The 25,415-nt window shown below is 68.5% G+C and carries 30 protein-coding genes; 20 read left to right on the top strand and 10 right to left on the bottom strand.

Annotated elements, in window-relative coordinates; genetic code table 11:
- Positions 1–5: 5 nt before the first annotated feature.
- A complete protein-coding gene (locus J4E04_RS20640) occupies positions 6–902 on the top strand; it encodes a hydroxymethylglutaryl-CoA lyase (protein WP_490149506.1) in 897 nt (298 codons plus the stop codon).
- Between the two features lie 193 nt (positions 903–1,095).
- Here J4E04_RS20640 and J4E04_RS20635 read toward each other — a convergent pair whose 3' ends face one another.
- From J4E04_RS20635 to J4E04_RS20620, 4 genes are all read right to left on the bottom strand, one after another.
- Positions 1,096–1,497 carry an ASCH domain-containing protein gene (locus J4E04_RS20635; protein WP_490149505.1) on the bottom strand — a complete coding sequence of 134 codons (402 nt, stop codon included), beginning with the start codon at positions 1,495–1,497 and terminating at the stop codon, positions 1,096–1,098.
- A 116-nt stretch (positions 1,498–1,613) separates the two neighbouring features.
- Complete coding sequence (locus tag J4E04_RS20630) at positions 1,614–2,123, bottom strand: GNAT family N-acetyltransferase (RefSeq protein ID WP_490149504.1); 510 nt, start codon at positions 2,121–2,123, stop codon at positions 1,614–1,616.
- A complete protein-coding gene (locus tag J4E04_RS20625) occupies positions 2,120–3,331 on the bottom strand; it encodes an MFS transporter (RefSeq protein ID WP_328813752.1) in 1,212 nt (403 codons plus the stop codon). The genes J4E04_RS20630 and J4E04_RS20625 overlap by 4 nt, the downstream gene beginning before the upstream one ends.
- Positions 3,309–3,953 carry a TetR/AcrR family transcriptional regulator gene (locus J4E04_RS20620; RefSeq protein WP_027506507.1) on the bottom strand — a complete coding sequence of 215 codons (645 nt, stop codon included), beginning with the start codon at positions 3,951–3,953 and terminating at the stop codon, positions 3,309–3,311. Before J4E04_RS20620 ends, J4E04_RS20625 begins: the two co-directional genes overlap by 23 nt.
- 150 nt (positions 3,954–4,103) lie before the next feature.
- Between J4E04_RS20620 and J4E04_RS20615 the strand changes: the two genes are divergently transcribed.
- The 9 genes from J4E04_RS20615 (at position 4,104) to J4E04_RS20575 (ending at position 12,077) form a co-directional block, all read left to right on the top strand.
- On the top strand, positions 4,104–4,907 hold the full coding sequence (locus tag J4E04_RS20615) for an SDR family NAD(P)-dependent oxidoreductase (protein WP_042574244.1): 804 nt from the start codon (positions 4,104–4,106) through the stop codon (positions 4,905–4,907).
- Positions 4,908–4,964: 57 nt separating this feature from the next.
- Positions 4,965–6,092, top strand: a complete 1,128-nt coding sequence (locus tag J4E04_RS20610) for a DUF5938 domain-containing protein (RefSeq protein ID WP_056443486.1) — start codon at positions 4,965–4,967, stop codon at positions 6,090–6,092.
- A gap of 1 nt (position 6,093) precedes the next feature.
- A complete protein-coding gene (locus J4E04_RS20605) occupies positions 6,094–7,626 on the top strand; it encodes an AMP-binding protein (protein WP_490149503.1) in 1,533 nt (510 codons plus the stop codon).
- A gap of 87 nt (positions 7,627–7,713) precedes the next feature.
- The gene (locus tag J4E04_RS20600) at positions 7,714–7,998 is read left to right on the top strand and encodes a hypothetical protein (protein ID WP_490149502.1); all 285 of its coding nucleotides are present in this window, start codon (positions 7,714–7,716) and stop codon (positions 7,996–7,998) included.
- A gap of 179 nt (positions 7,999–8,177) precedes the next feature.
- A complete protein-coding gene (locus tag J4E04_RS20595; RefSeq protein WP_222638897.1) occupies positions 8,178–8,459 on the top strand; it encodes a hypothetical protein in 282 nt (93 codons plus the stop codon).
- A 36-nt stretch (positions 8,460–8,495) separates the two neighbouring features.
- On the top strand, positions 8,496–9,383 hold the full coding sequence (locus J4E04_RS20590; RefSeq protein WP_056443500.1) for a LysR family transcriptional regulator: 888 nt from the start codon (positions 8,496–8,498) through the stop codon (positions 9,381–9,383).
- Between the two features lie 74 nt (positions 9,384–9,457).
- Positions 9,458–10,585: a TDT family transporter gene (locus J4E04_RS20585; RefSeq protein ID WP_490149501.1), complete on the top strand. Its 1,128-nt coding sequence runs from the start codon at positions 9,458–9,460 to the stop codon at positions 10,583–10,585.
- A gap of 35 nt (positions 10,586–10,620) precedes the next feature.
- Positions 10,621–11,190 (top strand): hypothetical protein, encoded by a 570-nt coding sequence (locus J4E04_RS20580; protein ID WP_027506500.1) that lies wholly within the window; start codon positions 10,621–10,623, stop codon positions 11,188–11,190.
- Positions 11,190–12,077 carry a polysaccharide deacetylase family protein gene (locus J4E04_RS20575; RefSeq protein ID WP_056443505.1) on the top strand — a complete coding sequence of 296 codons (888 nt, stop codon included), beginning with the start codon at positions 11,190–11,192 and terminating at the stop codon, positions 12,075–12,077. Before J4E04_RS20580 ends, J4E04_RS20575 begins: the two co-directional genes overlap by 1 nt.
- Here the strand turns inward: J4E04_RS20575 and J4E04_RS20570 are convergent.
- The 3 genes from J4E04_RS20570 to J4E04_RS20560 are packed head-to-tail and all read right to left on the bottom strand — an operon-like array spanning position 12,058 to position 13,294.
- Positions 12,058–12,234 carry a hypothetical protein gene (locus tag J4E04_RS20570; protein ID WP_155957085.1) on the bottom strand — a complete coding sequence of 59 codons (177 nt, stop codon included), beginning with the start codon at positions 12,232–12,234 and terminating at the stop codon, positions 12,058–12,060. The genes J4E04_RS20575 and J4E04_RS20570 overlap by 20 nt on opposite strands.
- Positions 12,231–12,782 (bottom strand): DUF2231 domain-containing protein, encoded by a 552-nt coding sequence (locus J4E04_RS20565; RefSeq protein ID WP_027506498.1) that lies wholly within the window; start codon positions 12,780–12,782, stop codon positions 12,231–12,233. The genes J4E04_RS20570 and J4E04_RS20565 overlap by 4 nt, the downstream gene beginning before the upstream one ends.
- Complete coding sequence (locus J4E04_RS20560) at positions 12,779–13,294, bottom strand: SRPBCC family protein (RefSeq protein ID WP_490149500.1); 516 nt, start codon at positions 13,292–13,294, stop codon at positions 12,779–12,781. The genes J4E04_RS20565 and J4E04_RS20560 overlap by 4 nt, the downstream gene beginning before the upstream one ends.
- An 81-nt stretch (positions 13,295–13,375) precedes the next feature.
- Here J4E04_RS20560 and J4E04_RS20555 point away from each other — a divergent pair, with 81 nt between their 5' ends.
- On the top strand, positions 13,376–14,122 hold the full coding sequence (locus J4E04_RS20555) for a 3-hydroxybutyrate dehydrogenase (RefSeq protein WP_490149499.1): 747 nt from the start codon (positions 13,376–13,378) through the stop codon (positions 14,120–14,122).
- On the opposite strand, the gene J4E04_RS20550 is transcribed toward J4E04_RS20555, so the two are convergent.
- Together J4E04_RS20550 and J4E04_RS20545 are read right to left on the bottom strand one after the other, a co-directional pair.
- Complete coding sequence (locus J4E04_RS20550) at positions 14,123–14,935, bottom strand: GAF and ANTAR domain-containing protein (RefSeq protein ID WP_056443510.1); 813 nt, start codon at positions 14,933–14,935, stop codon at positions 14,123–14,125. It abuts the gene before it with no gap.
- 200 nt (positions 14,936–15,135) lie between these two features.
- Positions 15,136–15,594 carry a hypothetical protein gene (locus J4E04_RS20545; RefSeq protein WP_490149498.1) on the bottom strand — a complete coding sequence of 153 codons (459 nt, stop codon included), beginning with the start codon at positions 15,592–15,594 and terminating at the stop codon, positions 15,136–15,138.
- A gap of 40 nt (positions 15,595–15,634) precedes the next feature.
- Here J4E04_RS20545 and J4E04_RS20540 point away from each other — a divergent pair, with 40 nt between their 5' ends.
- Entirely contained in the window at positions 15,635–16,288 is a 654-nt protein-coding gene (locus J4E04_RS20540) for a DedA family protein (RefSeq protein ID WP_051613522.1), read from the top strand.
- On the opposite strand, the gene speB is transcribed toward J4E04_RS20540, so the two are convergent.
- A complete protein-coding gene (gene speB / locus J4E04_RS20535) occupies positions 16,252–17,193 on the bottom strand; it encodes an agmatinase (protein ID WP_027506493.1) in 942 nt (313 codons plus the stop codon). The genes J4E04_RS20540 and speB overlap by 37 nt on opposite strands.
- A 75-nt stretch (positions 17,194–17,268) precedes the next feature.
- Here speB and J4E04_RS20530 point away from each other — a divergent pair, with 75 nt between their 5' ends.
- The 8 genes from J4E04_RS20530 to J4E04_RS20495 all read left to right on the top strand — a co-directional run bounded on the left by J4E04_RS20530 (position 17,269) and on the right by J4E04_RS20495 (position 25,405).
- The gene (locus J4E04_RS20530) at positions 17,269–17,841 is read left to right on the top strand and encodes a helix-turn-helix domain-containing protein (RefSeq protein ID WP_056443515.1); all 573 of its coding nucleotides are present in this window, start codon (positions 17,269–17,271) and stop codon (positions 17,839–17,841) included.
- Complete coding sequence (locus tag J4E04_RS20525) at positions 17,838–19,553, top strand: flavin monoamine oxidase family protein (RefSeq protein ID WP_490149497.1); 1,716 nt, start codon at positions 17,838–17,840, stop codon at positions 19,551–19,553. Before J4E04_RS20530 ends, J4E04_RS20525 begins: the two co-directional genes overlap by 4 nt.
- Before the next feature lie 62 nt (positions 19,554–19,615).
- Positions 19,616–20,401: a M23 family metallopeptidase gene (locus J4E04_RS20520; RefSeq protein ID WP_490149496.1), complete on the top strand. Its 786-nt coding sequence runs from the start codon at positions 19,616–19,618 to the stop codon at positions 20,399–20,401.
- Positions 20,402–20,448: 47 nt separating this feature from the next.
- Positions 20,449–21,300 (top strand): esterase/lipase family protein, encoded by an 852-nt coding sequence (locus J4E04_RS20515; RefSeq protein WP_490149495.1) that lies wholly within the window; start codon positions 20,449–20,451, stop codon positions 21,298–21,300.
- 191 nt (positions 21,301–21,491) lie between these two features.
- On the top strand, positions 21,492–21,959 hold the full coding sequence (locus J4E04_RS20510; RefSeq protein ID WP_027506491.1) for an RNA polymerase sigma factor: 468 nt from the start codon (positions 21,492–21,494) through the stop codon (positions 21,957–21,959).
- On the top strand, positions 21,956–22,528 hold the full coding sequence (locus tag J4E04_RS20505; protein ID WP_027506490.1) for a methylated-DNA--[protein]-cysteine S-methyltransferase: 573 nt from the start codon (positions 21,956–21,958) through the stop codon (positions 22,526–22,528). The genes J4E04_RS20510 and J4E04_RS20505 overlap by 4 nt, the downstream gene beginning before the upstream one ends.
- 19 nt (positions 22,529–22,547) lie before the next feature.
- Positions 22,548–24,326, top strand: a complete 1,779-nt coding sequence (locus J4E04_RS20500; protein ID WP_056443525.1) for an acyl-CoA dehydrogenase — start codon at positions 22,548–22,550, stop codon at positions 24,324–24,326.
- 422 nt (positions 24,327–24,748) lie between these two features.
- Positions 24,749–25,405 carry a GntR family transcriptional regulator gene (locus tag J4E04_RS20495; protein ID WP_490149494.1) on the top strand — a complete coding sequence of 219 codons (657 nt, stop codon included), beginning with the start codon at positions 24,749–24,751 and terminating at the stop codon, positions 25,403–25,405.
- Positions 25,406–25,415 lie beyond the last annotated feature (10 nt).

The following is a 25,415-nucleotide window of genomic DNA, read 5'->3' as shown; positions in this document are numbered from 1 at the left end:
GGCCCATGACTGCGGTGCAACTTGTCGAGGTGGGTCCCCGTGACGGACTGCAGAACGAGGACGCTGTCCTCTCCGTCGACGACAAGATCGAACTGATCACGCGCAGCGTCGCCTCGGGTGCCACGCGCATCGAGGCGGTGAGCTTCGTGAACCCGAAGCGGGTGCCGCAGATGGCCGGCGCCGAGGAGGTCATGGCAGGCGTCCCGCGTGACGGCTCCGTCTCGTACATCGGGTTGGTGCTCAATCGACGTGGACTCGACCGCGCTCTGGCGTCCGGCGTCGACGAGGTCAACGTCGTGGTCGTCGCGACGGAGGAGTTCAGCAAGCGCAACCAGGGGTGCTCCGTCGACGAGGCGGTGGCGGCGGCGCACGACATCATCACGGATGCGCGTACTGCGGGGGTGCCGGGCACGGTCACCATCGCCGCATCGTTCGGGTGCCCGTTCAGCGGTGAGGTGGATCCGGTGCGAGTCGGCGAACTCGTCGCGCGGATCGCCGAATTCTCACCGGCCGAGATCGCCCTCGCCGACACCATCGGCGTGGGAGTGCCGGCGCAGGTTCGTCGCCTGGCGGAGCTCGCCACCCGGAACGCTCCGAACATCCCGCAGCGCTGGCACTTCCACAACACACGCAACACCGGTTACGCCAACGCGCTGACCGCACTGGAGACGGGGGCGCAGGCCCTCGACGCCAGCATCGGCGGCTTCGGTGGGTGCCCGTTCGCACCCGCCGCCACCGGGAACATCGCATCCGAGGACCTGATCTACGCGCTCGACCGCTCCGGCGTCGAGACGGGAGTGAGCATGGACGTGCTGGTCGACGCCGCGACCTGGCTCGGCTCGGCGCTGGGCAAGGACGTGCCGGGGTTCCTCGGGCGTGCGGGTGGCTTTCCTCCGCGGTGACCTGCGGGAAAGACGGCCGTGACTCGTGTTCCCGCGGGCGTTTCGTGTTCCCGCGGTAGATGCAACGCCTACGGGAACACGAAAGGCCAGCGGGAAGGCCGGAGGCCGGCCGTTTCTCAGCGGGAAGGCCGGAGGCCGGCCGTGACTCGGGAAGGCCGGAGGCCGGCCGTTTCTCAGCGGGAAGGCCGAAGGCTCAGACGACCCGGAACCGTTCGAGGACCACGAGAGTCGAGTCGTCGATGGTGAGGCCGGCCAGCGTGTCCGCCATCTCGTCGGATCGCCAGAAGCGTTCGTGCCCGGCACGCCATGCGGCGATGTCGGCGTGACCCTCACCCTCCGCGACGGCATGCGTATCGTCGACGTCGCCGAGAGCGCTGACGCGTACATCGGTGATCTCGATGACGCAGGCAGTGGCGCCGCCGGAGTCGATCACCCTGTGACGCTCGCCCACTCGGGGCAGCGGCTCGTTCTCATACTCCACCCGCAGTGAGGTGGTCGCCGTCTTGCGGCCTGCGCCTATCGCCGACACGAGGGCATCGCGTAGCGGCCCGGGGAAGGCGAACTCGGCCACGGGGAGAGAGTCGATGTCGGCCATTCCTCGAGTATGGCGCACGCGGGTCGGGGTTCCCGCGGACGTTCCCGGTTGCTGCGGACGCTGCAACACCTACGAGAACCTGTGCGGTCAGCGGGAAGGCCGGAGGCCGGTCGAGGTCAGCGGCTCAGCGAGTACACGAGCGTGTCCGTCCACTCACCCTTGCACCAGCAGTCCTGCAGGCGCAGTTCCTCGTCGCGTAATCCCACGCGCTGGGCGAGACGTGCGGAGGCTGCGTTGCGCGCGTCCATCTCCGCGGTGACGCGCCGGACTCGGTCCAGAGCGAGTACCTCGTCGAGCACTGCCTGCACCGCTTCAGTGGCGTAGCCGTGGCCGGAGACGTCGCGCGCGAAGGTCCACCCGAGTTCGACGGTGTCCTCGGCGACGAACCACGCGGAGACGGTGCCGATCACCCGGCCGTTCAGCTCGACCAGAGCATTCAATGCCCCCGTGTCGAGACTCGTTCGCTCGCACCGTCTCTGCACTGCGATCCGTGCGTCCTCCGCCGTCCACGGCTCGTGCATGAGGTACCGGCAGACCTCGGGATCGGTGTAGAAGTCGAGCCGGTGCTCGTCCTCGGGGGAAAAGGTGCGCAGAGTGAGCCGGGCGGTGACGGCGACGACGGTCACGAGGGCGGCCTCGTCACCGCTGCCAGGACGAGGAGGAGAGCCGCCGCGGCGCCACCGACCAGAAATCCTGTACCGGGAGAACGGGAGTCGACCACCACGCCGATACCCGCGGAGGCGAGAGCAGCGCCCGCGTTCACCGCGGTGTTGATCCAGCTCGACGCCTCGGTGCGCACGTCGGCGGTGGTGAGGTGATCGGACAGCAGGTACCCCGTCACCAGGGCGGGCGCGATGCAGAAGCCCAGCAGGAACAGTCCGACGTGCAGCGGCACCGTGGTCGAGACCAGCGACAGCAGGGAGGTGAGGACGGCCATCATCAGGACCGTCGTCAGAAGTCGACGGGTCAGCGAGCCGGCCCAGCTCCGGCGCCCGTACAGCAGTCCACCGCAGACACTTCCGGCTCCGAGCGCCGCGAGAAGCGTTCCGGCCGATCCGATGGCTCCCTGCTTCGCGGCGAAGGCTGTGGCGGCGATCTCCACGGTTCCCAGGACGGCCCCGACCCCTGCCATCGCTGTCAGGACACCGACGAAGCCGGGCCGGCGGAGTGGGCGCGACGAGGGAGTGGTCCCTGTCGTGCGCGGGCCGTGTCCGCGCGAGTGCCGGCTGGTGGTCATGCCGACCGTGCCGACGACGGCGACGCATCCCGTGGCGGCGAGTGCGATCGACGGGGACAGGGCGGTGACGAGGGTGGCGCCGAGGAGGGGACCGATGGTGAACATCGACTCCTCGCTCACGGCATCGAGACTGTAGGCGCGGGTGCGGGTCGGCCCCGGCGGCGTCAGCGAGCTCCAGACGACACGCATCGAGGCACCGAGTGGGGGAGGGAAGAATCCGGTGACCAGACTGCCGAGCACCAGGGACCAGGCCGGGGCATCGACGTACGTCAGAACGGCCAGAGTGCCCAGGGCCGTGGCGAATCCGACGGCCATCGAGACGAGGGCTCGCCGCTGACCGATGCGGTCGACGAGACGTGCCCGATACGGTGACGCCACCACATTGGCGACACCGAACGCACCCGTCGCGGAACCCGCGACCGCGAACGATCCGGTGGCACGCTGCACCGCCAACAGGATGACCAGTCCGACCATTGCGAAGGCCAGGCGGCCGAGCAGTGCGGGGAGGAAAGCGCGTGCGGCACCGGGTAATCGGACGATGCCGAGATAGCCGAGCGGATCCGCGGCGCGGTCGTCAGTGGGAGGAGGGTACGCCACCGGTCACCATGTCGAAGACGGCGTCGAGTTGAGCCCGGCCCTCGTCGACGTCGGGGTGGCGCTCGGCGATCTGGTTCAGCAGGGCGCGCTGGAAGATGCCGTCGATGGTGATGTAGGCGGTGGCCGGCGTGAGAACAGGCGCCGCTCCGACGAGTTCGCAGTACCGGGCGACGACGCGCCAGATCATCTCCTCGCGCCGGGACTCGATCTCGAGGACGTCGGCGCGGAAGGAGGAATCGAACAGGCTCTGATTGCGCAGGTCGTACCAGAGGCGGTGGATCGCCGCGTCGGCGAGCAGGGTGCCGAAGAAGGTCTCGGTGAACGAGCGTCGCAGCTGCTCGGCGGACTCGGCCCCGGCGACGACGTCGTCGTACCGCGTCACACAGATCTCCTCGTACTGCCGCACGGCATGCGCGATGAGATCGAGCTTGTTGGAGAAGTAGTAGTGCAGGACGCCGTGCGAGTACTCGGAGTTCTGAGCGATCTCGCGGAGGCTGGTGCGGGCGTAACCGAGTTCCGCCAACGTCGCGAGAGTCGCCAGTGCGAGCTCGCTGCGACGCGCCTCGAACTTGTCTCGAGAGCGCTCCTCGACGCGAAGTCGGGGGTCGGTGGTCTGGGTCACCCGGAAAGCATACCGCCGCATCGACGAACTCTTGACAGTCGTCAAGATTTTTCTTGACGACTGTCAAGACATGTCCCTAGTGTTGCCTGCATCACATCGAACAGCGGATGTGATCCCACGCGAAGAACGCTTCGAACAAGGAGAGCGGACATGACGAGTTACGACCTGACCGGACGAACGGCACTGGTCACAGGCGGTGCGCAGGGCCTCGGCGCGGGAATGGCGCAGGCTCTCGCGGCGGCAGGAGCGTCCGTCGCCATCGCCGACATCAATGCCGCCGGTGGTCAGGAGACGGTCGAGGCGCTGCGGGCCACAGGAGCGAAAGCGGAGTTCGTCCAGCTCGACGTCACGGACGACGCGGCCTGGGAGGCGGCGGTCGAGTCGACCATCGGCGCACTGGGCGGCCTCGACATCGTCGTCAACAACGCGGGTATCGAGGTCACCAGTCTCATCGCCGATCTCGACGCCGAGGCGGCGTCCGCGATGCTGCAGGTCAACGTCATCGGCACCGCACTCGGCGTGAAGCACGCGTTCCGCGCGATGCGCCCCGGTGGCAAGGCCGGCAAGGGCGGATCGGTGGTCAACATCGCCTCGGTCGCCGCCACCATCGCGTTCCCCGGAATCAGCCTCTACTCCGCCACGAAATCGGGCATCGACCGACTGACCCGGGTCGCGGCCGCCGAATCGGGAAAGCTCGGCTACGGCGTGCGCGTCAACTGCATCTATCCGGCACTGACCCCGACCGCGATGGGCAACAAGCTCGCGGTCGACACCGCGGAACTCGGCCTGTTCCCGTCCGTCGAGGCGGCAGTGCAGACCGTCGTGGAACTGACGCCCCTCGGTCGACTCGGCCAGGTCGACGACATGGCGGACGCCGTGGTGTTCCTGTCGTCCGACGCCGCGAAGTTCATCACCGGCGCGGGGCTCCCCGTCGACGGCGGCATGGGCATGTGACCTGCCGCCCCACCATCACGGCTCTCGACCACCCCACTTCGAACCAGGAGATCAACCATGCCCACTGACAAGCGCGTCGTCGTCTACGGAGCGTCCGGCTACACGGGTCGTCTCATCTGTGAGTACCTGCGCGAGTACAACATTCCCTTCCTGGCCGCCGGCCGCGATCACGCCCGCCTGAAGGACGCCGTGAGTGCCGTGCCGGGTATCGACACCGTCGAGCACGAGATCGTCGAGGTCGAGCACACCGTGGAGGCGCTGACCGAGGCCTTCCGCGGCGCGACCGTGGTCCTCAACACCGTGGGACCGTTCGCCCGCTACGGCCACGAGGTGGCGCAGGCCTGCCTGGCCATCGGTGCGCACTACACCGACACCAACGGCGAGCAGAACTGGATGATCGACGCCGAGGCGCAGTACAGCGCCGACTTCGCCTCGCAGGGACTGGTTCTCACGCCGGGCCTCGCGCAGATGTACTCCATCGGTGAGATCGCCGCGAACATCTGCCTGGAGAACCCGGGTCTGAACAGCCTCGACATCCAGGTGTTCTGGAAGGGGCACCCCACCGTCGCCTCGACCAACACCATCCTCACCAACGCCGCGTTCTCCAAGGCGTACTACCTGGAGGAGAACGAGTACGTCGAGTGGCCCGCCGACGCCGGGCTCTACACCGTGAGCGTTCCCGGTCAGCACGATCTCGGCCTGGCGTTGCCGTGGGGCGGCACGTCGCATCCGGTCTGGTTCAAGAACGACCCGCGGGTCACCACCGCGAAGGCTCTCGGCGGTGTCTTCAATCCGCCTCTGATGAAGGCGGTTCCGCTGTTGGTGGCCGCCGCGCTCGAACAGATGGAGGGCAAGTCGGACGAGGAGAAGTACCGCATCATCGACGAGCAGTCGTCCGCGATCCGCAGCGAGATGCCGCCCCGGGAGAATCCGCGCCTGAACACCTCGCTGGACTCGGTGTACGCATCGGGTCCGCTGGGCCGCGCGCACTGCGTCATCCACGGTAACTGCAACTACAAGCAGACCGCGCTGCTCAACGCACACGGGGCTGCCGCACTTCTGCAGGGAGCTCCGCGCAAGGTCGGATTCGCCTCCAGCTGTGAGGCGTTCGGTCATCGCGAGTTGCTCGGCACGCTGCGGGCGTTCGGTCTGGTCCTGGACCCGATCGTCTCCGTGCACCGCTGAGATGCGACTCTCCGACTACCTGGACAAGGGCGTCTCGCTCGGCCGTGGGGCACCGTGCCTCACGGCCGGGGGTGACACCTCCACCTACGGTGAGGTGTACGACCGGTCGGTCGAGATCGCCGCGGCGCTGCAACACGACGGTGTCGAGGCCGGCGATCGCGTCGCCGTCCTGTCCGGTAACGACCCGCTGGCGCTGACGTGCGTGTTCGGCATCTCGCGCGCCGGCGCGGTGTGGTGCCCGGTGAATCCGCGGAACGAGGCCGACGAGAACCGCCAGCTGTTCGATCTCTTCGGATGCCGAACTCTGTTCTTCCAGAGCCGATTCACCGATCTGGTCGACCGGATCCGAGGCGATCTGCCGCACCTCGTGCGACTGGTCTGCCTCGACGGTGACACGGAGTGGTCGATCCCGTTCGAGTCGTGGCTCGCCGAACACCGCGGCGAGCTCGACGCGGACAGGCGGCCGCCGCGCGGGCTCGCGATGCTGGCGGGAACGGGCGGCACCACGGGAAAGCCGAAAGGGGTGCGGCTGACCGAGGACAACATGATGACCTCGACGGCGCTCGCGCTGATGAGCTATCCCTTCGGTGTGCGTCCGCGGTATCTCGCGCTGGCGCCGCTCACGCACTCCGCCGGTGTGCTGACGTTCCCGATCCTGAGTCTCGGCGGCGAGGTGGTCATCATGGCGGCCCCCGACATCGGGGAGTTCCTGGCGCTGATCGAACGGCACCGCATCACCCATGCGTTCCTACCTCCGACGGTGATCTACGGCGTGCTCGACCACCCGGATCTGGATCATCGGGACCTGTCGTCTCTCCGCTGCCTCTGGTACGGGGCGGCGCCGATGTCGCCGACGCGGCTCGAGGAAGCGCTCGCGCGCATCGGGCCCGTGCTGGGGCAGCTGTTCGGACAGACCGAGGCGCCCAACATGATCGCCACCCTGGCGCCGGCGGACCACTTTCGTCCGGACGGCACGGTGGCGACGGAACGGCTCACCTCGGCCGGTCGTCCGACACCCTTGACCACGGTCGCGATCATGACCGAGAAGGGCGACCTCGTCGGCACCGGTGAGCGTGGCGAGATCGTCGTGCGCGGTCCCCTGGTCATGGACGGCTATCACGGCAATCCGGCGGCGACGGCAGAGGTGTGCGCTCACGGTTGGCACCACACGGGCGACATCGGATACCTCGACGACGAGGGCTTCCTCTATGTCGTGGACCGCGCGAAGGACATGATCATCACGGGCGGCTTCAACGTCTACTCGGCCGAAGTCGAGCAGGCTCTGCTCGCTCACCCTGCAGTGAAGGAGTCGGCCGTGGTGGGACTTCCCGACGAGAAATGGGGAGAACGGGTGGTGGCCGCGGTCGAACTGCGCGCCGGGCAAGAGGTGGATCCCGCCGCATTGATCGCCTTCGTCAAAGAACGCATCGGCAGTGTGAAGGCGCCGAAGAACATCGAGGTCTGGGATCTTCTGCCCCGGTCGAAGGTCGGAAAGATCCTGAAGAACGAGGTCAGGTACACCATGACGATGTAGTGCGTGGGTCGCTCGACCTCTGTACACGGCGAATGGCCGGGTCTACCGTGAACGGACCGAACGGTGCGTCCAGCCAGGAGGTCCACCATGTCTCGTCGTCTCACCCGCACACTCGTCGGAGCCACAACCGCCGGCGCCGGAGCAGTCGCCATTGCCTTGTCGGGCGGTGCAACGGCGTCGGCGGCACCCGCGCAGGGCCCTATCTATTGGCAATCGTTCGGCGTGCTCGTCATTCCGGCGAGCGAGAACTGTCAGAACACGGCGGAACGGTATCGCGAGCGAGGCGACATCATCCTCGTCGACTGCGCCACCAATCTCGCGTACCCCGGCTACCAGCTCGTCGGAATCCGCACGGATCTTTTCGGGAGCTGATCGCCAGCGAACTCGATCGACGAGTTCCCGCGGTCGATTCGTGTTGCCGCGGGCTCTGCAACCGGCGCGGTACGACGTAGCTCCCGCGGGAAGCGGCACGCAGCTCGACCCATGGACACGGCGTGTGGCCGGGCCTACGGTGAACGGACCGATCGGTACGTCCAGCCAGGAGGTCCACCATGTCTCGTCGAATCACCCGTTCACTCGTCGGTGCCACCGTGGCAGGCGCCGGAGCCGCTGCCATTGCCCTGTCGGGCGGGGCGACGGCGTCTGCAGCACCATCGATCGGCCCGCTCTATTTCCAGACCTTCGGTGAGTTCTACTTCCCGCCTGCGAAGAATTGCCAGGAGACGGCGGCGGAGTACCGCGAACGAGGCGACATCATCCTCGTGAACTGTGCGCCCGGCCTCGCCTTCGGCACGTACCAGCTCGTCGGTATCCGAGCAGGCTTCGGTAGCTGACCCCGAGCCCACCGGCGCAGTCGCTACGGTGGGCGGATGCCATTGTCGCCGCGGGTACCGGACCTCGGAGCCCTCGATGTGATGGTGTCCGTCGCCCGGTTGGGCAGCATGACGGCAGCGGGCCGCGAACACGGGTTGAGTCAGCAGGCGGTCAGCGCGCGAGTGCGTGCTGCGGAACGGGACATCGGTGTCCGCATCTTCGATCGCGGGACGAGCGGTGTCGCCCTGACCCCCGAGGGCGTCGCGGTCATGGAGTGGGCGGGCGGCATCCTCGACTCGGCCGAGAAGTTCGCGACAGGAGTGACATCGCTTCTGCGCGAGGGCAATGCGACGCTCACCATCGCCGCGAGTATGACCGTCGCCGAGCACCTCGTGCCGGCGTGGATGCTGTCGATGCGCAGACAGTCGCCCGACGTCCAGGTGCAGATGCGACTGATGAACTCGGCGGAGGTCGCCGAGCAGGTGCTGGACGGGCGCGCGGACATCGGCTTCGTCGAAGGGCCCGACGTGCCGGCCGGGCTCGGGGTCGCCGTCGTCGCGCACGACGAGTTGATCATCGTCACGGGACCGTCCCACCCGTGGGCGACCAGACGTGCGGCGTCGATGGAGCTGCTGCAGACGACGGCTCTGGTGCAACGGGAGCCGGGGTCGGGAACCCGCACCACGTACGAGAGCGCCGTCCGCCCGACGGTTCCGCCGCTCATCGAGCTCAACTCCGTCACCGCTGTCAAGTCTGCTGCCATATCGGCGAATGCGCCGGCGGTGGTGTCGTCCCTCGCGGTGGAGGGGGAGCTGCGGAGTGGCGCGTTGGTGCGCATCGACGTTCCCGGTCTTTCGATGACGCGTGAGCTGCGCGCGGTCTGGAGCCTGTCTGCAGCACTGCGCGGTCCACGTCGCGACTTCCTCGACATTGCCCGGCAGTAGCCACAAACAGCGTTTGTGGGGTGACAAGAGCACGACCACTACTGATCGTCGCCGTCCCGGCGCACTGTGAAGGCATGACGACCTTCCGGACCGCGACATCGCACGGGCTGCTCCGCGATCTCGACTCGCCCGGCAGCGTGATCGAGCACATCACGCCGAACTGGTTCGCATCGGTGATGGGGACCGGAATCGTCGCCACTGCCGCAGCAACGCTGCCCGTGCAGAATGTCGTGCTCCACATGGCAGCCGTCGTCATGTGGCTGCTCGCCTCGACTGTCCTCGTCGTCGTGTCGACCCTGTTCGCCGCGCACTGGCTCGCGCACCGCCGCGTCGCGCAGGCCCACGCGGCCCACCCGGTCATGATGCAGTTCTACGGCGCGCCGCCCATGGCCCTGCTCACCGTCGGTGCCGGCACGAGCCTCCTCGGCGTGGACATCATCGGGCAGAGCCTGGCCACCTCGATCTTTGTCGTCCTCTGGACGGTGGGTACCGCGCTGGGGCTCGCGACCAGTGTCGTCGTCCCGTACGTGATGATCACCCGCGGCCGCAGTGCCGACACGGTCGCGCTCCCGGCATGGCTGATGCCCGTGGTGCCGCCGATGGTCTCGGCATCCACCGGTGCACTTCTCCTCCCGCACATCGCCGACGGGCAGTGGCGGCTCGCGATGCTCGTCGGCTGCTACGCGCTGTTCGGATTGGCACTCGTGACCGGGCTGATGGTGACGACCGCGGTTCTCGGTCGACTGCTGCACGGCGCCGTCCTCCCGGTCCAGGCTGCACCGACTATATGGATCACTCTCGGCGTCGTCGGCCAGTCCGTCACCGCGGCCAACCTCCTGGGTGCCGATGCGGCGATGGTGTTCACCGGTGACCGGAGCGAGGTGGCGGTGGTCCTGCGTGCGGCGGGAATCCTCTTCGGAATGGTGATGGGCGGCTTCGGAGCGATGATGTTCGCCCTGGCCACGGCGCTGACCGTGCACGCGGCGCGCCGAGGACTGCGCTTCTCGTTGGCATGGTGGTCGTTCACCTTCCCGGTCGGAACATGCGTCACCGGCGCGGCGGCGTTGGGGCGCGCGCTGGAGTCGTCCGTCGTCGAGGCACTGGCGGTCGTGCTGTTCGCCGTGCTGGTGACGGCGTGGACGACGGTGGCGACGAGGACGGTGCGCGAGGCGTATCGCGGCCGGGTGTTTCTTCCGGCGTGAGAGTCGCACGACGGCGAAGTGGGCACACTGGAGGCATGGAGATCACCGGCCACCTCACGCCCGACGAGTTCTGGACCCAGCAACGCGCGATCGAGGATCAGATCCGCGCCGAGTCGACCACCTTCCCGACCTACACGGTGAACGGGTGGAACGGGGTGCGGGTGATGGGCCCGTGGTCGCGGGAGAACGACGTACTGACCAGCGTGACACTGCGGCACGGTGAGGTCGACTGGGACGGCGACGACATCGACGGTCCCTTCGTCGAGGTCACCACCACCACGAAGGACGCGCACCGCACGGCGCTGAAGGCGATGCTGTCGGCGATCGGTCTGACGCCGATGTCGCCCGAGTACAAGCGGCGACGTGAGGCCATCGCGGCGACGGAGGCGCGTCGCGTCGTCGTGCCGGTGAACGGCGCGGACACCGACTTCGAGATGCACGGCGGGCAGGAACGGTGGTGGGCGTCGGCGACGGTGGGCGACCACGGTGTGGTGATCGAGGCGCGGCACCACCCTGTCGAGGCGGTGGCGCTGACGTCGGAGACCGACATGGAGCCCTATCTCGACGGCCTCCGCGCCGCGATCCGTACGAGTCGGGGCGAGTGATGGCACTGCCCTCGCACGGCCGATTCCCGTACTCGCCCATCACGTCCCGTCCGTCGTTCTCGTGGCCGGGCGGCGCGTCCCTCGCGGTGTACGTCGCCGTCAACTGCGAGCACTTCCCGTACGACGACGGAGCTCCCGGGCTGGGATGGACGCCGGGAATGGACCAGCCGAACACCTACAACTGGGGTTGGCGCGAGTACGGCAACAGGGCGGGCGGCTTCGCGTTGGCCGACACGTTGCGCGACAGCGGAATTCGTCCGACTCTGCTCGTCAACGCCGAGATCTACGAGCACGCTCCCGATCTGGTGGCGGCGTATCGCGCACTCGGCGCGGACGTCGTCGCCCACGGCCGCACCAACGCCGAGCAGCCGAACCAGCAGGACGAGGACGCGGAACGTCGCACCATCGAGGCGGTACGACGGGCGATCGAGTCACACGAGGGTTCGCCGCCTCGGGGTTGGATGAGCCCCGGCGCGAACCCGAGCCGGGTGACGGAGGACCTGTTGGCGGAGCAGGGATTCGAGTACACGCTCGACTGGCCGATCGACGACCAGCCGGTGTGGATGGCCACGCGCGGTGGACCTCTACTGAGTGTTCCGTACCCGCACGAGGTCAACGACCTTCCGGTGTTCGTCCATCACCACGGGTCAGCGGAGGATTTCGAGCACATCGTCGTCGACTCGTTCGACGAGCTGAAGGAGCAGTCGCGGCGCGCACCGCGCGTGTTGGCCATCTCCACCCACACGTTCCTCACCGGGCAACCGCACCGGCTCAGACGCTTTCGTCGCGCGCTGGATCACCTGACGTCGCACGCCGACGGTGTCTGGTTCACCACCGCCGGCGACATCGCCGAGCACTATCGGACGGTCACTCCGCCGCCTGCGTGACGTAGTCGTGCAGCTGCGCCTCGGTGAGGTTCGCCTCGGTGAGTGCCGCGAGGGCCTCCGGATCGAGGTTCTCGGCACTGCCGTCCGCGAAGCGCCGTGCACCCTCGGCCGTGACACCGCGTGCTCGCAACTGGGCGAACACCTCGTCGGTACTCACACGCCCGCCGGGAGTGCCCGTGCCGCGACTCCCGCTCCCATGTTGTACCCGAGATGACCGCCGAGAGCGCCGCCCAGACCGGCGACGGCGAATCCGGCGAGTGCGAGCGCCTTCGACGTGGTGTCCGGCGGCGACGACGCGTCCGCTGCCTTCGCGCGCCGGCGATACGACGCCGTGAACAGAGCCAGGGCTACGGCGTTGGTGCTCGCGTGGATCAGACCCACTCGTCGCTGTTCCGCGTTGAGCGTCGACCACGTCGCCCACCCCGTCACCAGTGCGGTGGGGGCGGTCACCAGTCCGGCACCGATGAGGCGCCGCGCTGCCGCGGAGTCTCCACCGGTGACATCGAGAAAGACTGCGCTGGTCCACAATCCGACCGAGGAGTAGGCCATGATGGGATGCATCGGGTGGCCGACGAAGGTCCCACGGAGGAGGCCGTCGACCTTCGTCCCCTCGAGAGCGGATCGGAGCTTCCCGGCGACGGGGTCGCTGACCGGATCGAGGAACGTCGCCTTCTCGAGCGGGTGGAACAGCGGTGTGAGATTCATACCGTGTCGGATACCCGCAGCGGTCGAGGGTAACCGCGACGCACGGTGCGCTCGAGAATGCCGAGGGTCACGCGCAGGGACGATCCGGACACCACGGGGAATATGTCACGCTCCCGCCAGTCGGGATGGATGTCGGACCAGTCGTAGTAGGACGTGACGAGGGTGCCCTCCGTGCCGTCGTCGAAGGAGTGCGGCGCGAGCCGGTACCCGTAGCGGTGACCGATGGGCGGTCGGACCGTGCCGACGATCGTCCACGAGATGTCCCGATCGCGCTCGAAGGTCGCGATGGTGACCTCGACGTCGTAGGTACCCATCGGGAGGTCGCCGAGTGCCTCGCGATCCATGTGCACGACGAAGGTGTCTCCCGCGGACGTCACGGGTGCGCCGTCCGCGCTCATCAACATGCCCGAGCCGTCGATGGCGACGTGGCCGTCGGGATCGCAGAGCACGTCGAAGATGTCCGCCGCGGGCAACGGCATCACGCGCTGAAACTCGAGTCGTTCGTCGGTCATGGGTCCAGTCTGCACTTGTGCAGGAAGCGGGTGCGCAGGTCGTCATTGAAGACGGAGCGCGACGGGCACAGACTCGTGACCATGACGGACCTCACAGGACGATCGGCTCTCATCACCGGTGGTGCCAACGGAATCGGGGCCGCGATCGCCCGCGCCCTCGCGGCGAACGGCGCTCGGGTCACCGTCGCCGACCTCGACGGTGACGCCGCCACGGCGCTGGCACACGAGATCGGGGGAGACGCGTGGCAGGTGGATCTCTCCGACGTCGACGCGCTCGCGGACCTCACCCTCGAGACCGACATCCTGGTGAACAACGCGGGAATCCAGCACGTGTCGCCGATCGAGGACTTCGACCCGGTGATGTTCCGCCGCATCCTGACACTCATGGTGGAGGCACCGTTCCTGCTGGTGCGTGCCGCTCTGCCGCACATGTACGAGTCCGGGTACGGACGCATCGTCAACATGTCGTCCGTGCACGGCATCCGGGCATCGGCCAACAAGTCGGCGTACGTCACGGCGAAGCACGCGCTGGAGGGACTGTCGAAGGTCACCGCTCTCGAAGGCGCCGAGCGGGGCGTCCGCAGCAACTGCGTCAACCCCGGCTACGTGCGAACACCCCTCGTGGAGAAGCAGATCGCCGATCAGGCGCGCGTCCACGGCATCGACGAGTCCGAGGTGCTCGAGAAGGTGCTGCTGACCGAGAGTGCGATCAAGCGGATGGTGGAGCCGGAGGAGGTGGCCGCACTGGTGTCCTTCCTCGTCGGAGACGAGGCGTCGATGATCACCGGCGCGTCGTACACGATGGACGGCGGCTGGAGCGCGAGCTGATCACTCGCCGCGCGAGACGCTCTCCACGAAGTCGCGGGCGATGTCACGGAGCTTGCGGTTGGCACGCTGTGACTCCGCGGACAGCATGCCGAACGCGGTGTCGCTGTCGACGCCGTGCAGCGCCATGAGAATGCCCTTGGCCTGCTCGATGGGGGCGCGGTGCTCGAGTGCGTCCTGCAGGCCCGACGCGACCTCGCGGGCCGACCGCACGCGCGCGTAGTCGCCGATCGCCGTGGACACGGTGGACGTCAGCAGCTCGAGGATCGACTCGTCGATCGACCCGAACGCGTCGGGGGCGGTGCCGTACAGGTTGAACGATCCGAGCTTCATGTCGGCGGTGTGCAGGGGCGCGGCGAGGAACGAGCGCACGCCCTCCTCGCGAGCAGCGTGTACGAACTCCGGCCAGCGCTGCTGCGCCGCATCGACGTCGACGCGCACGATCTCTCCGGTCCGGGCGGCCTCGAGGCACGGACCCTCACCGATCTCGTACTGATGGCGGTCGACCTCGAGCGTGCGGTCGTCGGTGTGCACGGCCGTGTACGTCAGGCCGCCGAACAGGATGCTCACACCGACGCTGGACGCACCGTCGACGGCCTCGTGTGCGATCTCCGCGGTGCGCTTCAGCAGCACCGCCAGATGGTCGTCGTCGCGGACGCTGCCGCCGACCACGCTCAGCATGGCCGCGAGTCGACGGGGAGCGACCGACCCGGTGGCCACCTCGGTGACCAACTCCGCCGCACGCGACGTCGACTCGTCCGCCTCCGCGCGCTCCGAGTCCGCTGTCGCCGCCACGGCGCTGTCCCTGCTCTCCACGGTTGAGAATCATCGCACGACGCGGGGACACCAGCAGCGACTCCGGTTGAGTTCGGTGGCCAGCGGGTATCGCAAGCATCAGGTACTCGTGTTGTCCGGACATCACGAAGTGCCAGAGCCGTCGAGTGAAGAAGCCCGCCGATGTCTCGGAGACCCCCACTGTGTGCCTGCGCACCGGTGGGGTTCTTCGTGTCGTGGGCTCAGCCGCGGCGTGCGTGCTCCTCGATCACGGCGGCATTGAGCGCGGCCGCGGCGCTGACGATCGCGGCGGCGTCGTCCGGGTCGCACTCGCCGTCGGCGACGCGCGCGACGGCATCCTGCATGCGTACGCACAGTGTGGCGACGGAATCGTCGTCGGTCGGCTCGTCCGCCACGGCGCTCGCACCCGCCGATTCGTCGTCGGCCGGCTCGGTCTGACGGACGTCCTCGATCACGTCGTCCCGCCCGGCGTCCGCGAGTCGCTCGAACTCCTCGGCCGGTGTCTCGGGACGGTAGTTGCGAGGGCTGCCGTTCACCACGGTGCGCGTGCCCGGCGACAGCGCCACGAAATTGACCCGAGTCCCGCCGGGATCGCCGCTGACCCGGAAGACCCGATCCGGGCGTGTGACACTGCGCACGATCATGCCGTCCGCGATGGCGTGCGGATTGCGTGGAGCCACATCGAACCTCGATTCACTGGTTGTGGGCCATCATGGTCGTATGACTTCCGTGATGGAGCGCCTGCTGGACATCGCACCGATCTGGGTGTTCCTCATCGTCTTCCTGCTGGTGTTCCTCGAGGACGCGATCTTCGTCGGTTTCGTGATCCCGGGAGAGACGGCCGCGGTCATCGGCGGTGTCGCGGCGAGTCAGGACCACGTGAGTGTCGTGGCGATGGCGGCGGTCGTGGTCGTCGCGGCCGTGGTGGGTGACTCGGTGGGCTTCGAGATCGGCAAGCACTTCGGCCCACGACTGTTGGCCATGAAGATTCTGGACAAGCGTCGCGACAAGCTGGACAAGGCGCGGGACCTGTTGGCGCGCAAGGGCGGGACGGCCGTCTTCCTCGGCCGGTTCGTCGCCTTCTTCCGAGCGGTGATGCCGGCGTTGGCCGGAATGTCGCGCATGCCGTACCCGAAGTTCCTCGCGTACAACGCACTCGGTGGGCTCGTCTGGGGGACGGGGTTCGTGGTGCTCGGATTCGTCGCCGGCAACTCGTACGAACAGGTCGCGAAGACGGTGGGACGGGACGCGGCGATCATCGTGGTCGCGGTGGTGGTGATCGCGCTGATCGTGTGGCGCGTCCGGGCTCATCGCTCCGAGAAGGGCGCGGCGCGGGCCTACGATCCCAGCGCGAGCACCGACAGCAGCTCGTAGGCCACGTGTGACGCGGCGATTCCGGTGATCTCCGCGTGGTCGTACGCGGGCGCGACCTCGACGATGTCCGCACCGACGATGTTCGCTCCCACCAACCCGCGCAGGGTGTTCAGCAGTTCCCGCGACGTCATGCCGCCCGCCTCGGGTGTGCCGGTACCCGGGGCGTGGGCCGGGTCGAGGACGTCGATGTCCACGGAGACGTAGACCGGGCCCGTGTCGAGACGGCGGCGCATCCGCTCGACGATCGAGGCCACCCCGTCCGTCTCGTAGTCGTCGGACCGGATGATCTGAAACCCCAGGACGGCGTCGTCCTCGAGGTCCTTCTTGCCGTACAGCGGACCGCGGATCCCGATGTGCTGCGACCGCTCGAGGTCGATCAGCCCCTCCTCGCTGGCCCGTCGGAACGGTGTCCCGTGCGTGAAGGGTGCACCGAAGTACGTGTCCCACGTGTCGAGGTGCGCGTCGAAGTGCAGCACGGCGATCGGCCCGTGGTCGCGGTGCAGCGCGCGCAGGATCGGCAGCGCGATGGTGTGGTCGCCACCGAGAGTGAGGACCGTGCTGCCGTCCTTGCGCAGATCGGTGATCGCGTGCTCGACCGTCGTCAGTGCCTCGGCGATGTCGAACGGATTGACCGCGATGTCGCCGGCATCGGCCACCTGGCGGTGCGCGAACGGCGACACGTCCAGCGCGGGGTTGTACGGCCGGAGCAGTTTGGACGACGCGCGGATGTGGCCGGGACCGAAGCGCGCGCCCGGCCGGTAGCTCACGCCCGAGTCGAAGGGCACTCCGACGATGCTCACGTCCGCCCGGGAGACCTCGTCGAGTCGCGGCAGCCGCGCGAAGGTCGACGGTTCCATGTACCGCGGGTATCGCGAGCCGTCCAGAGGTCCCCTGATGTCGGTCATGAGCAGTGATGTTTCCTCACTTCAGGCGGTTGGTCAACACTTGTTTCCTGACGCGGAGCAGGGCATGATCGCGGCGTGTCCACCATCGGAAACCGGCTGCGGGAGGCCCGGGCCGCCCGTCGTCTCACTCTCGACGCGCTCGCGTCGACCGTCGGTGTGACCAAGGGCTACCTGTCCAAGGTCGAGAACGACCGCGCGTCCGCGTCCGTCGCCGTCCTGGTGCGCTGGTGCGACGCGCTCGAGATTCCCATGGGGTCGCTGTTCGACGACGTTCCGCACGGCGACGTCGTCCGCGCCGGCGAGTACCCCCCGATCGCCCTCGGGGGTCATGCCCAGACGGAGTACCTGCTGACCCCGGCGGGCGAACAGCGCGTGCAGGTCATCCACGGCAGGATCGAGCGCGGAGGAGGCAGCGGCGACGAGTCGTACGAACTGCCGGCCGAGGTGGGGTTCGTCCTGGTGCTCACCGGTCGGCTGATCCTGACGCTCGACGAGCGCACCGTGCAACTCGACGACGGTGACGCGCTCACCTTCGATCCTCGTCGTCGGCACAGCTTCCGCGCGGAGGTCGACACCACTGTGCTGTGGGTTCTGACGCCGTCCCTGCCCTCCCGCCACGACAGAACCAGAATCGAGACGACCCCATGACCACGCCCGTCACTCCCGACAGCTCGGTCCACGAGCGATCAGCAGGGGACCGTGAGCAGCCGGTCACCATGTTCGGCCCCGACTTCCCCTTCGCCTACGACGATTTCCTCGCGCACCCGGCCGGGCTCGGGTCGGTCCCTCCGGAGCGCCGCGGCACCCGCGTCGCCATCGTCGGGGCCGGTCTCGCCGGCACCGTCGCCGCCCGGGAGCTGCTGCGGATGGGACTCGAACCCGTGGTGTACGAGGCGGGGTGGATCGGCGGCCGCATGCACTCGGTCCCGTTCGAGGGGCACGAGGACACGGTCGCCGAGATGGGCGCGATGCGGTTCCCGCCGTCGTCCACCGCCCTGTTCCACTACCTCGACCACCTCGGCATCGAGACCACCCCGTTCCCCAACCCGCTCGCCGAGGCGACGCCCAGCACCGTCATCGACCTCAAGGGCACCAGTCACTACGCGCGGCAGCTGACCGATCTCCCCGACGAGTACGCCGAGGTGGCCAGGGCGTGGCAGCGCACGCTCGAGGAACAGTCCGAACTCGTCCCTCTCCAGCGCGCCATCCGCGCCCGGGACGCGGCGGCGGTGAAGCGCATCTGGAACGACCTCGTGGTGCGACTCGACGACACGACGTTCTACGGGTTCCTCGTCGGATCCCCCCACTTCGCGTCGTTCGCGCGTCGAGAGTTATTCGGCCAGGTCGGTTTCGGCACCGGTGGCTGGGACACCGACTTCCCGAACTCGATACTCGAGATCCTGCGCGTCGTGGCCACGGAGGCGGACGATCACCACCGCGGCATCGTCGGCGGATCCAGCCGCCTGCCACGTGGTCTGTGGTCGGAGGCCGTGTCGGACGCGGCGCACTGGCCGGCGGGCACCTCGGTCGCGTCGCTGCACGGCGGCACACCCCGCCCGGGTGTCACGGAGATCCGGCGACGGACCGACGACGCCACCGGCGACCACACCTTCGCGGTGACCGACTCCTCGGGCCGGACGGACGAGTTCGCCTCGGTCGTCGTGACCGCGCAGAGCTGGATGCTCCTCAACACCATCGACACCGACGACGACCTGCTGCCCATCGATCACTGGACGGCCGTCGAACGCACCCACTACATGGGGTCGACCAAGGTGTTCGTGCTCGTGGACCGACCGTTCTGGAAGGACGTCGACCCCGAGACGGGGAGGGAACTGGTCAGCATGACCCTCACCGACCGGTTGAGTCGGGGAACGTATCTCCTCGATCACGGCGACGATCGGCCCGGCGTGATCTGTCTGTCGTACACGTGGAGCGACGACTCGCTGAAGCTGCTGCCGCTCTCACCCGACGAGCGGTTGACGCTGATGCTGGGATCGCTCGAGGAGATCTATCCCGGGGTGGACTTCCGCAGCCACATCGTCTCCGATCCGGTGACGCTGTCGTGGGAGACCGAGCGACACTTCATGGGTGCCTTCAAGGCCAACCTGCCCGGCCACTATCGCTATCAGGAACGCCTGTTCTCGCACTTCGTGCAGGACGAGCTCGCCCCCCGGCATCGCGGGATCTTCCTCGCCGGCGACGACATCTCGTGGACGGCGGGATGGGCCGAGGGCGCCATCCAGACCGCGCTCAACGCGGTGTGGGGAGTCATGAACCACCTCGGCGGATCGACACATACGGACAATCCCGGGCCGGGCGACGTCTTCGAGAGCATCGCCCCGCTCCGCCTCGGGGACTGATGCGTCGACCGGCGCGGTGAATCTCGGTCCGGGAGGACTTACCGAGCGGTAGCGTTCCTCCGGTGGTTCAGTTGCTCTCGCGCTCACGGGCGGCCGATCGGCCGCCCGTGACGACGCCTGCGACCGTTCCGGTGCGGACCGTCTCGGCGCAGGCGCTGGCCATCGTGCTCGTGCTCGCCGTCGCGGTGCTCGTGTTCCACCTGACCCGGCCGACGGCCGAGGAACCGGCCGTCGGGGCGGTCGCCGCTCCCGCTGCGGACCTGCGGCCGAGCTTCCTGGCGGAACCGGAGCGCAACCTGGGCCCGCTGCGCCAGATCGCGAAGGTCAACCGCGCCACGGCGGAGGAGGAGTACGCGGCCGCCATCGCCGTGCTCTCGACGGCGGCGAGCGCCGAGGAGAAGGATCGCCGACTGTACGAGCTGCCACCGGCCATGATCGGCGCCCGCATCGGTAGCTACGCCTCACCGGCTCGCGGCACGTACACGTCCGGTTTCGGCCCGCGGTGGGGAACGATGCACAACGGAATCGACATCGCCGGCCCGATCGGCACACCGATCCTGTCGGTGGCGGACGGTCAGGTGATCGAGGCCGGCCCTGCGAGCGGCTTCGGGTTGTGGGTGCGCGTGCGACACGACGACGGCACCGTGTCCATCTACGGTCACGTGGACACCCTGGTCGCGGTGGCCGGTCAGCGGGTCGCGGCGGGGCAGCAGATCGCGACGATGGGGAACCGCGGCGACTCGACCGGGCCGCACCTGCACTTCGAGACCGTCGTCGGGGACAAGCACGTGGATCCCGAACTGTGGTTGATCGGCCGCGGTATCTCGCTCGGACCGGAAGGCGACTGACGAGTCCCATCCGTCACACCAGTAACACGCTCGGATACGATCAGCGCATGAGACGGGCACTTCTGACGGCGGCGACGGCACTCGCCGTGGCCGTGAGCACCGCACCTCTCGGCGCCGGTCCGGCCGCGGCCGACACCGCCGGCTCCTGCTCACCCGAGCATCCCCGTCCCGTCGTGCTGGTGCACGGCACCTGGGTCGACGGTCCGGACACCTGGTCCACCCTCACTCCGCAGCTCGAGGCGGAGGGCTACTGCGTCTTCACTCTCGAGTACGGCTACCGCGCCGAGCCCGGCGAGAACCTGCTGCAGACCTACGGCGGCGACGACATCGCCACGTCCGCGCGAGAGCTGCGTGCCTTCGTCGACGACGTCCGATCACGCACCGGCGCAGCCGACGTGGACGTCGTCGGGCACTCCCAGGGCGGTGTCGTGGCGCGCCAGTACCTGAAGTTCGAAGGTGGAGCCGACGCGGTGCACACCCTCGTCACCCTCGGCGCCACCAATCACGGCACCACGTTCTCGGCGGGGCAGCTCGTCGGATCGCTCGCGCAGCAGTTCGGACTGCCGGTCGGCGAGGTCGCCGCCGCGGCCGTCGGACCGTCGTTCGTCCAGCAGATGGTCGGCTCGTCGTTCCTCGACGTGCTCAACGCGGGCGGCGACACCGTCCCGGGCGTCGACTACACCGTGATCGCCACCCGCGCGGACACCGTCTCCACGCCGCCCGAGAACACCTTCCTCGCCGCGGGCCCGGGCGCGACCGTGGACAACGTCTGGGTGCAGGACGGCTGCCCGAGCAACACCGCCGGGCACATGGAACTGACCACCGACCCCCGCGCACTGTGGATGGTGCAGCGCGGGCTCGACCGGTCCTACGCCGATCGGGTCCCCAGCCCCTGCTGAGTGTCGGGGTGCGCGCGCTGGTGCGGTGGCCGGCTGGAAGGGGTGTGCACACGGCCGGCGTGTGGTGAACACCCGTTGCCGCAGGCTGGAGGGGGTGTGCGGTTGACGCAGGGGGTGTGCACGCAGCTCGGTGCACCTCGCGATCCCGTCGATTCTCACGTTCCGCCGCCCTCACGCGTTTACTGATCGTGATGCTTCCGTTCGAGACCGTCGTGGCCACCCACGGCCCCGTGGTGCTGCGGGTCTGTCGCGCCGTGGTCGGTCCCGTCGACGCCGACGACGCGTGGTCGGAGACCTTCCTCGCCGCACTCAGGGCGTACCCCGACCTGCCCGAGGACGCGAACGTGCAGGCCTGGCTGGTGACCATCGCGCACCGCAAGGCCGTCGACGTTCATCGCGCGGCAGCTCGCCGGCCCGTGCCCACCGACTCCGTTCCGGACGTCGCCACGATGGTGCCCGACGAGAACCACGCCCTGTGGTCCGCGGTCGCGGCCCTGCCCGACACTCAGCGACTGGCCGTCGCGTACCACCACATCGGTGGGCTCCCTCATGCGGACGTCGCTGCGCTGCTGGGTAATTCGACCACCGCCGCCCGGCGTGCCTGTGCCGACGGCATCGCGACGCTACGCCGCACGACCACGAGGAGTGAGCTGCTGTGACCACCGCCGCCGAACTGACCGCGCTCCACGAGCGACTGACGCACCGCGCCGCCGAGGAAGGACTGCTCGACGTCGCGTACCGCACCCTCGACTCACCCGTCGGCACGCTCCTCGTGGCGGCCACCGAGCGAGGTGTCGTGCGCGTGGCCTTCGACGTCGAGAACCACGACACGGTCCTGCAGACGCTGGCCACCCGCATCAGTCCGCGGGTGCTCCGAGCGCCGGCCCGGCTCGACCCGGTGGTCCGGGGGCTCGACGCGTTCTTCGCCGGGACGTCCCGCGTCGTCGACGTCGACCTGGATCTGCGCCTCGCTGCAGGGTTCCGTCGCGACGTCCTGACGCATCTCCAGCGCATCCCCTACGGCGAGACCCGGAGCTACGCCGCCGTGGCCGCGGAGACGGCCAGCCCGAAGGCCGTCCGCGCCGTGGGATCGGCCTGCGCGCGCAATCCGCTGCCCCTGGTCATCCCATGTCATCGCGTGGTGCGGTCGGACGGAACGCCCGGTCGCTACGCCGGCGGTGAGGCCGCCAAGCAGCTTCTGCTCGAGCTCGAGACACAGAACTACTAGGCGGTATTAGTCTCGAAGCATGTCCTCTGCTGCTGATGTTCCCGCGCACCTCGTTCTGTCTCGTCGCGATCTCGAGTTCCTCCTCTACGAATGGCTCGACGTCGAGTCGTTGACCGAGCGGAAGCGCTTCTCCGATCATTCCCGGGAGACGTTCGACGCGGTGATGGAGCTCAGCGAGCAGATCGCGGTGAAGCACTTCGCGCCGCACAACAAGAAGGCGGACGCGAACGAGCCGCACGTCGGCGAGGACGGCAAGGTCGTCCTGATTCCCGAGGTCGAGCAGGCGCTGAAGGTGTTCAACGACGCCGGCCTCATCTCCGGGCAGTTCGACGACTCGCTCGGCGGTATGCAGCTGCCGACCACGGTGTCGAAGGCGTCGCTCGCGTGGTTCCAGGCTGCGAACACCGGCACCGCGACCTATCCCTTCCTCACGATCGGCAACGCCAATCTCCTCATCGAGTACGGCAGCGAGGAGTTGGTCGACGCCTATGTCCGGCCCATGCTCGAAGGCCGTTTCCACGGGACCATGTGCCTGTCCGAGCCCGGTGCCGGATCGTCGCTCGCCTACATCACCACCAAGGCCGTCGAGCAGGGTGACGGCACCTACGCGGTGACCGGAACCAAGATGTGGATTTCGGGCGGCGAGCACGAACTCGGTGAGAACATCGTGCACCTCGTCCTCGCCAAGATCCCCGGCGGTCCGGCGGGCGTGAAGGGCATCTCGCTCTTCGTCGTGCCCAAGACGCTGGTGAACGCGGACGGGTCGCTGGGCGAGCGCAACGACGTGAACCTCGTCGGCCTGAACCACAAGATGGGGTACCGCGGAACCACCAACACGCTCCTCGCGTTCGGCGAGAACGGCGGCGCCACAGGCTATCTCGTCGGCGAGCCGCACAAGGGCCTGTCGTACATGTTCAAGATGATGAACGAGGCGCGCATCGGCGTCGGCATGGGCGCGACCGCGCTGGGCTACACCGGCTACCTGCACTCGGTGGCGTACGCCCGGGACCGTGCACAGGGCCGGCCCGTCGGTGACAAGGATCCGGCTGCCCCGCAGGTGCCGATCATCGACCACTCCGACGTGCGTCGCATGCTGCTCGCGCAGAAGTCCTACGTCGAGGGCGGTCTGGCCCTGGGTCTGTACTGCTCCCGGCTGGTCGACGAGCAGATCACCGGCGAGCAGGACTCGGCGGATCGCGCCGGGTTCCTCCTCGACGTGCTCACCCCCATCGCCAAGGCGTGGCCGTCGCAGTGGTGCCTCGAGGCCAACAACCTCGCGATCCAGGTGCACGGCGGGTACGGCTACACCCGCGACTACAACGTCGAGCAGTTCTACCGCGACAACCGCCTCAACCCCATCCACGAGGGAACGAACGGCATCCAGGGCCTCGACCTCCTCGGACGCAAGGTCGTCGCGCAGGGCGGCCGAGGGCTCCAGCTCCTCGTCGAGACCATCACGGAGACCATCGACGCGATGTCGGGCGAGTACGCCGACGCCCTGCGAGCGGCAGTGGATCGCCTCGTGGCCGTCACCGGCACGCTGTGGGGTCAGGGCGACGCCGAGGTGGCGCTGGCCAACTCGTCCGCGTACCTCGAGGCGACCGGTCACGTGGTCGTCGCGTGGCTCTGGCTCGACCAGCTCCGCGCGATCGGCGACAAGGAAGGCGCCTTCTACGACGGCAAGCGTGTCGCGGCGCAGTACTTCTTCCGGTACGAGCTCCCCAAGACGGGCCCGCAGTTCGACCTGCTCGAGAACCTGGACCGTACGACGCTGGATCTCGACACCGCGGTTCTGTAGCGCTGCTCCCGCGCTCCGCGGATCGTTCGGCGCACCCGCGATCGGAGGTGCGGGTGGCGAACTGCGGTGCGCTCGAGCCTCGCCGGGCGCACCGCTCGTCGCCGCGCGCACCTTCCACAGTGCGCAGAGAACCGGGCGCTGCGCCCGCGCTCCGCGGATCGTTCGGTGCACCCGCGATCGGGGGTGCGGGTGGCGAACTGCGGTGCGCTCGAGCCTCGCCGGGCGCACCGCTCGTCGCCGCGCGCACCTTCCACGGTGCGCAGAGAACCGGGCGCTGCGCCCGGCCGCGCTCCTCGGATCGTTCGGTGCACCCGCGATCAGGGGTGCGGGTGGCGAACTGCGGTGCGGCGAGCAGCGCGTACCGCGTAATGCCCGTCACACACACCTGGCAACGCGGTGTACCGACTGCTTAGATACAAGATGTGCGCAACACAGATGCAACCGAGACGTCGTCCGACCGGGCGTACGCGACGGTCAAGGAGCTCATCGTCTCCGGCGAGCTGCCGGGCGGGGAGCTGATCAGCGAGGGGCAGATCGCCGAGCGCACCGGCACCAGCCGCACCCCGGTCCGCGAGGCCTTCCTCAGGCTCGCGGCCGAAGGATGGATGCGGCTCTACCCCAAGCGCGGGGCCCTCGTGGTTCCCGTCGCCCCCGACGAGGCCACCCATCTCGTCGCCGCCCGTCGACTCGTCGAGACCGGATCGCTCGAGGCGTTCGCACAGGATCCGGGCAGCCGGGCCTCCGCTGCCGCACAGATGCGGGAGAGCCTCGACCGGCAGCGCGTTCTCGCGGAGGCGGGCGACTCCCTCGGCTTCGCTGCCGAGGACGCAGACTTCCACACCATCGTCGTCACGCACGGGGACAACCCGCTGCTGTCGACCTTCTACTCAGGATTGCGCGACCGGCAGCGCCGCATGACCGCGAACTCCGTGGCGCGCAATCCGGACGTGTTGGCGTCGATCATCGGCGACCACGCCCGTCTCACCGCACTCGTCGAGCAGGGCGACGGCGCCGCGTACGACGACGCCCTCTCCCTCCACATGGCAGCCACGCACGCGCTGCCGCGTGGAATCCGCTGAAGGACCCACC

This window comes from Rhodococcus sp. NFXS4, from assembly GCF_058139645.1.
This window is presented reverse-complemented; position numbering and strand designations above follow the sequence as displayed.

What these genes read in the sequence shown, in the direction of transcription:
- speB (WP_027506493.1), bottom strand. Translation starts at nt 17,193, where the DNA reads ATGACCGACATCAGGGGACCTCTGGACGGCTCGCGATACCCGCGGTAC.
- J4E04_RS20580 (WP_027506500.1), top strand. Translation starts at nt 10,621, where the DNA reads ATGGAGATCACCGGCCACCTCACGCCCGACGAGTTCTGGACCCAGCAA.
- J4E04_RS20525 (WP_490149497.1), top strand. Translation starts at nt 17,838, where the DNA reads ATGACCACGCCCGTCACTCCCGACAGCTCGGTCCACGAGCGATCAGCA.
- J4E04_RS20575 (WP_056443505.1), top strand. Translation starts at nt 11,190, where the DNA reads ATGGCACTGCCCTCGCACGGCCGATTCCCGTACTCGCCCATCACGTCC.
- J4E04_RS20510 (WP_027506491.1), top strand. Translation starts at nt 21,492, where the DNA reads ATGCTTCCGTTCGAGACCGTCGTGGCCACCCACGGCCCCGTGGTGCTG.
- J4E04_RS20610 (WP_056443486.1), top strand. Translation starts at nt 4,965, where the DNA reads ATGCCCACTGACAAGCGCGTCGTCGTCTACGGAGCGTCCGGCTACACG.
- J4E04_RS20615 (WP_042574244.1), top strand. Translation starts at nt 4,104, where the DNA reads ATGACGAGTTACGACCTGACCGGACGAACGGCACTGGTCACAGGCGGT.
- J4E04_RS20515 (WP_490149495.1), top strand. Translation starts at nt 20,449, where the DNA reads ATGAGACGGGCACTTCTGACGGCGGCGACGGCACTCGCCGTGGCCGTG.
- J4E04_RS20500 (WP_056443525.1), top strand. Translation starts at nt 22,548, where the DNA reads ATGTCCTCTGCTGCTGATGTTCCCGCGCACCTCGTTCTGTCTCGTCGC.
- J4E04_RS20605 (WP_490149503.1), top strand. Translation starts at nt 6,094, where the DNA reads ATGCGACTCTCCGACTACCTGGACAAGGGCGTCTCGCTCGGCCGTGGG.
- J4E04_RS20565 (WP_027506498.1), bottom strand. Translation starts at nt 12,782, where the DNA reads ATGAATCTCACACCGCTGTTCCACCCGCTCGAGAAGGCGACGTTCCTC.
- J4E04_RS20640 (WP_490149506.1), top strand. Translation starts at nt 6, where the DNA reads ATGACTGCGGTGCAACTTGTCGAGGTGGGTCCCCGTGACGGACTGCAG.
- J4E04_RS20540 (WP_051613522.1), top strand. Translation starts at nt 15,635, where the DNA reads ATGACTTCCGTGATGGAGCGCCTGCTGGACATCGCACCGATCTGGGTG.
- J4E04_RS20560 (WP_490149500.1), bottom strand. Translation starts at nt 13,294, where the DNA reads ATGACCGACGAACGACTCGAGTTTCAGCGCGTGATGCCGTTGCCCGCG.
- J4E04_RS20595 (WP_222638897.1), top strand. Translation starts at nt 8,178, where the DNA reads ATGTCTCGTCGAATCACCCGTTCACTCGTCGGTGCCACCGTGGCAGGC.
- J4E04_RS20635 (WP_490149505.1), bottom strand. Translation starts at nt 1,497, where the DNA reads ATGGCCGACATCGACTCTCTCCCCGTGGCCGAGTTCGCCTTCCCCGGG.
- J4E04_RS20600 (WP_490149502.1), top strand. Translation starts at nt 7,714, where the DNA reads ATGTCTCGTCGTCTCACCCGCACACTCGTCGGAGCCACAACCGCCGGC.
- J4E04_RS20555 (WP_490149499.1), top strand. Translation starts at nt 13,376, where the DNA reads ATGACGGACCTCACAGGACGATCGGCTCTCATCACCGGTGGTGCCAAC.
- J4E04_RS20585 (WP_490149501.1), top strand. Translation starts at nt 9,458, where the DNA reads ATGACGACCTTCCGGACCGCGACATCGCACGGGCTGCTCCGCGATCTC.
- J4E04_RS20590 (WP_056443500.1), top strand. Translation starts at nt 8,496, where the DNA reads ATGCCATTGTCGCCGCGGGTACCGGACCTCGGAGCCCTCGATGTGATG.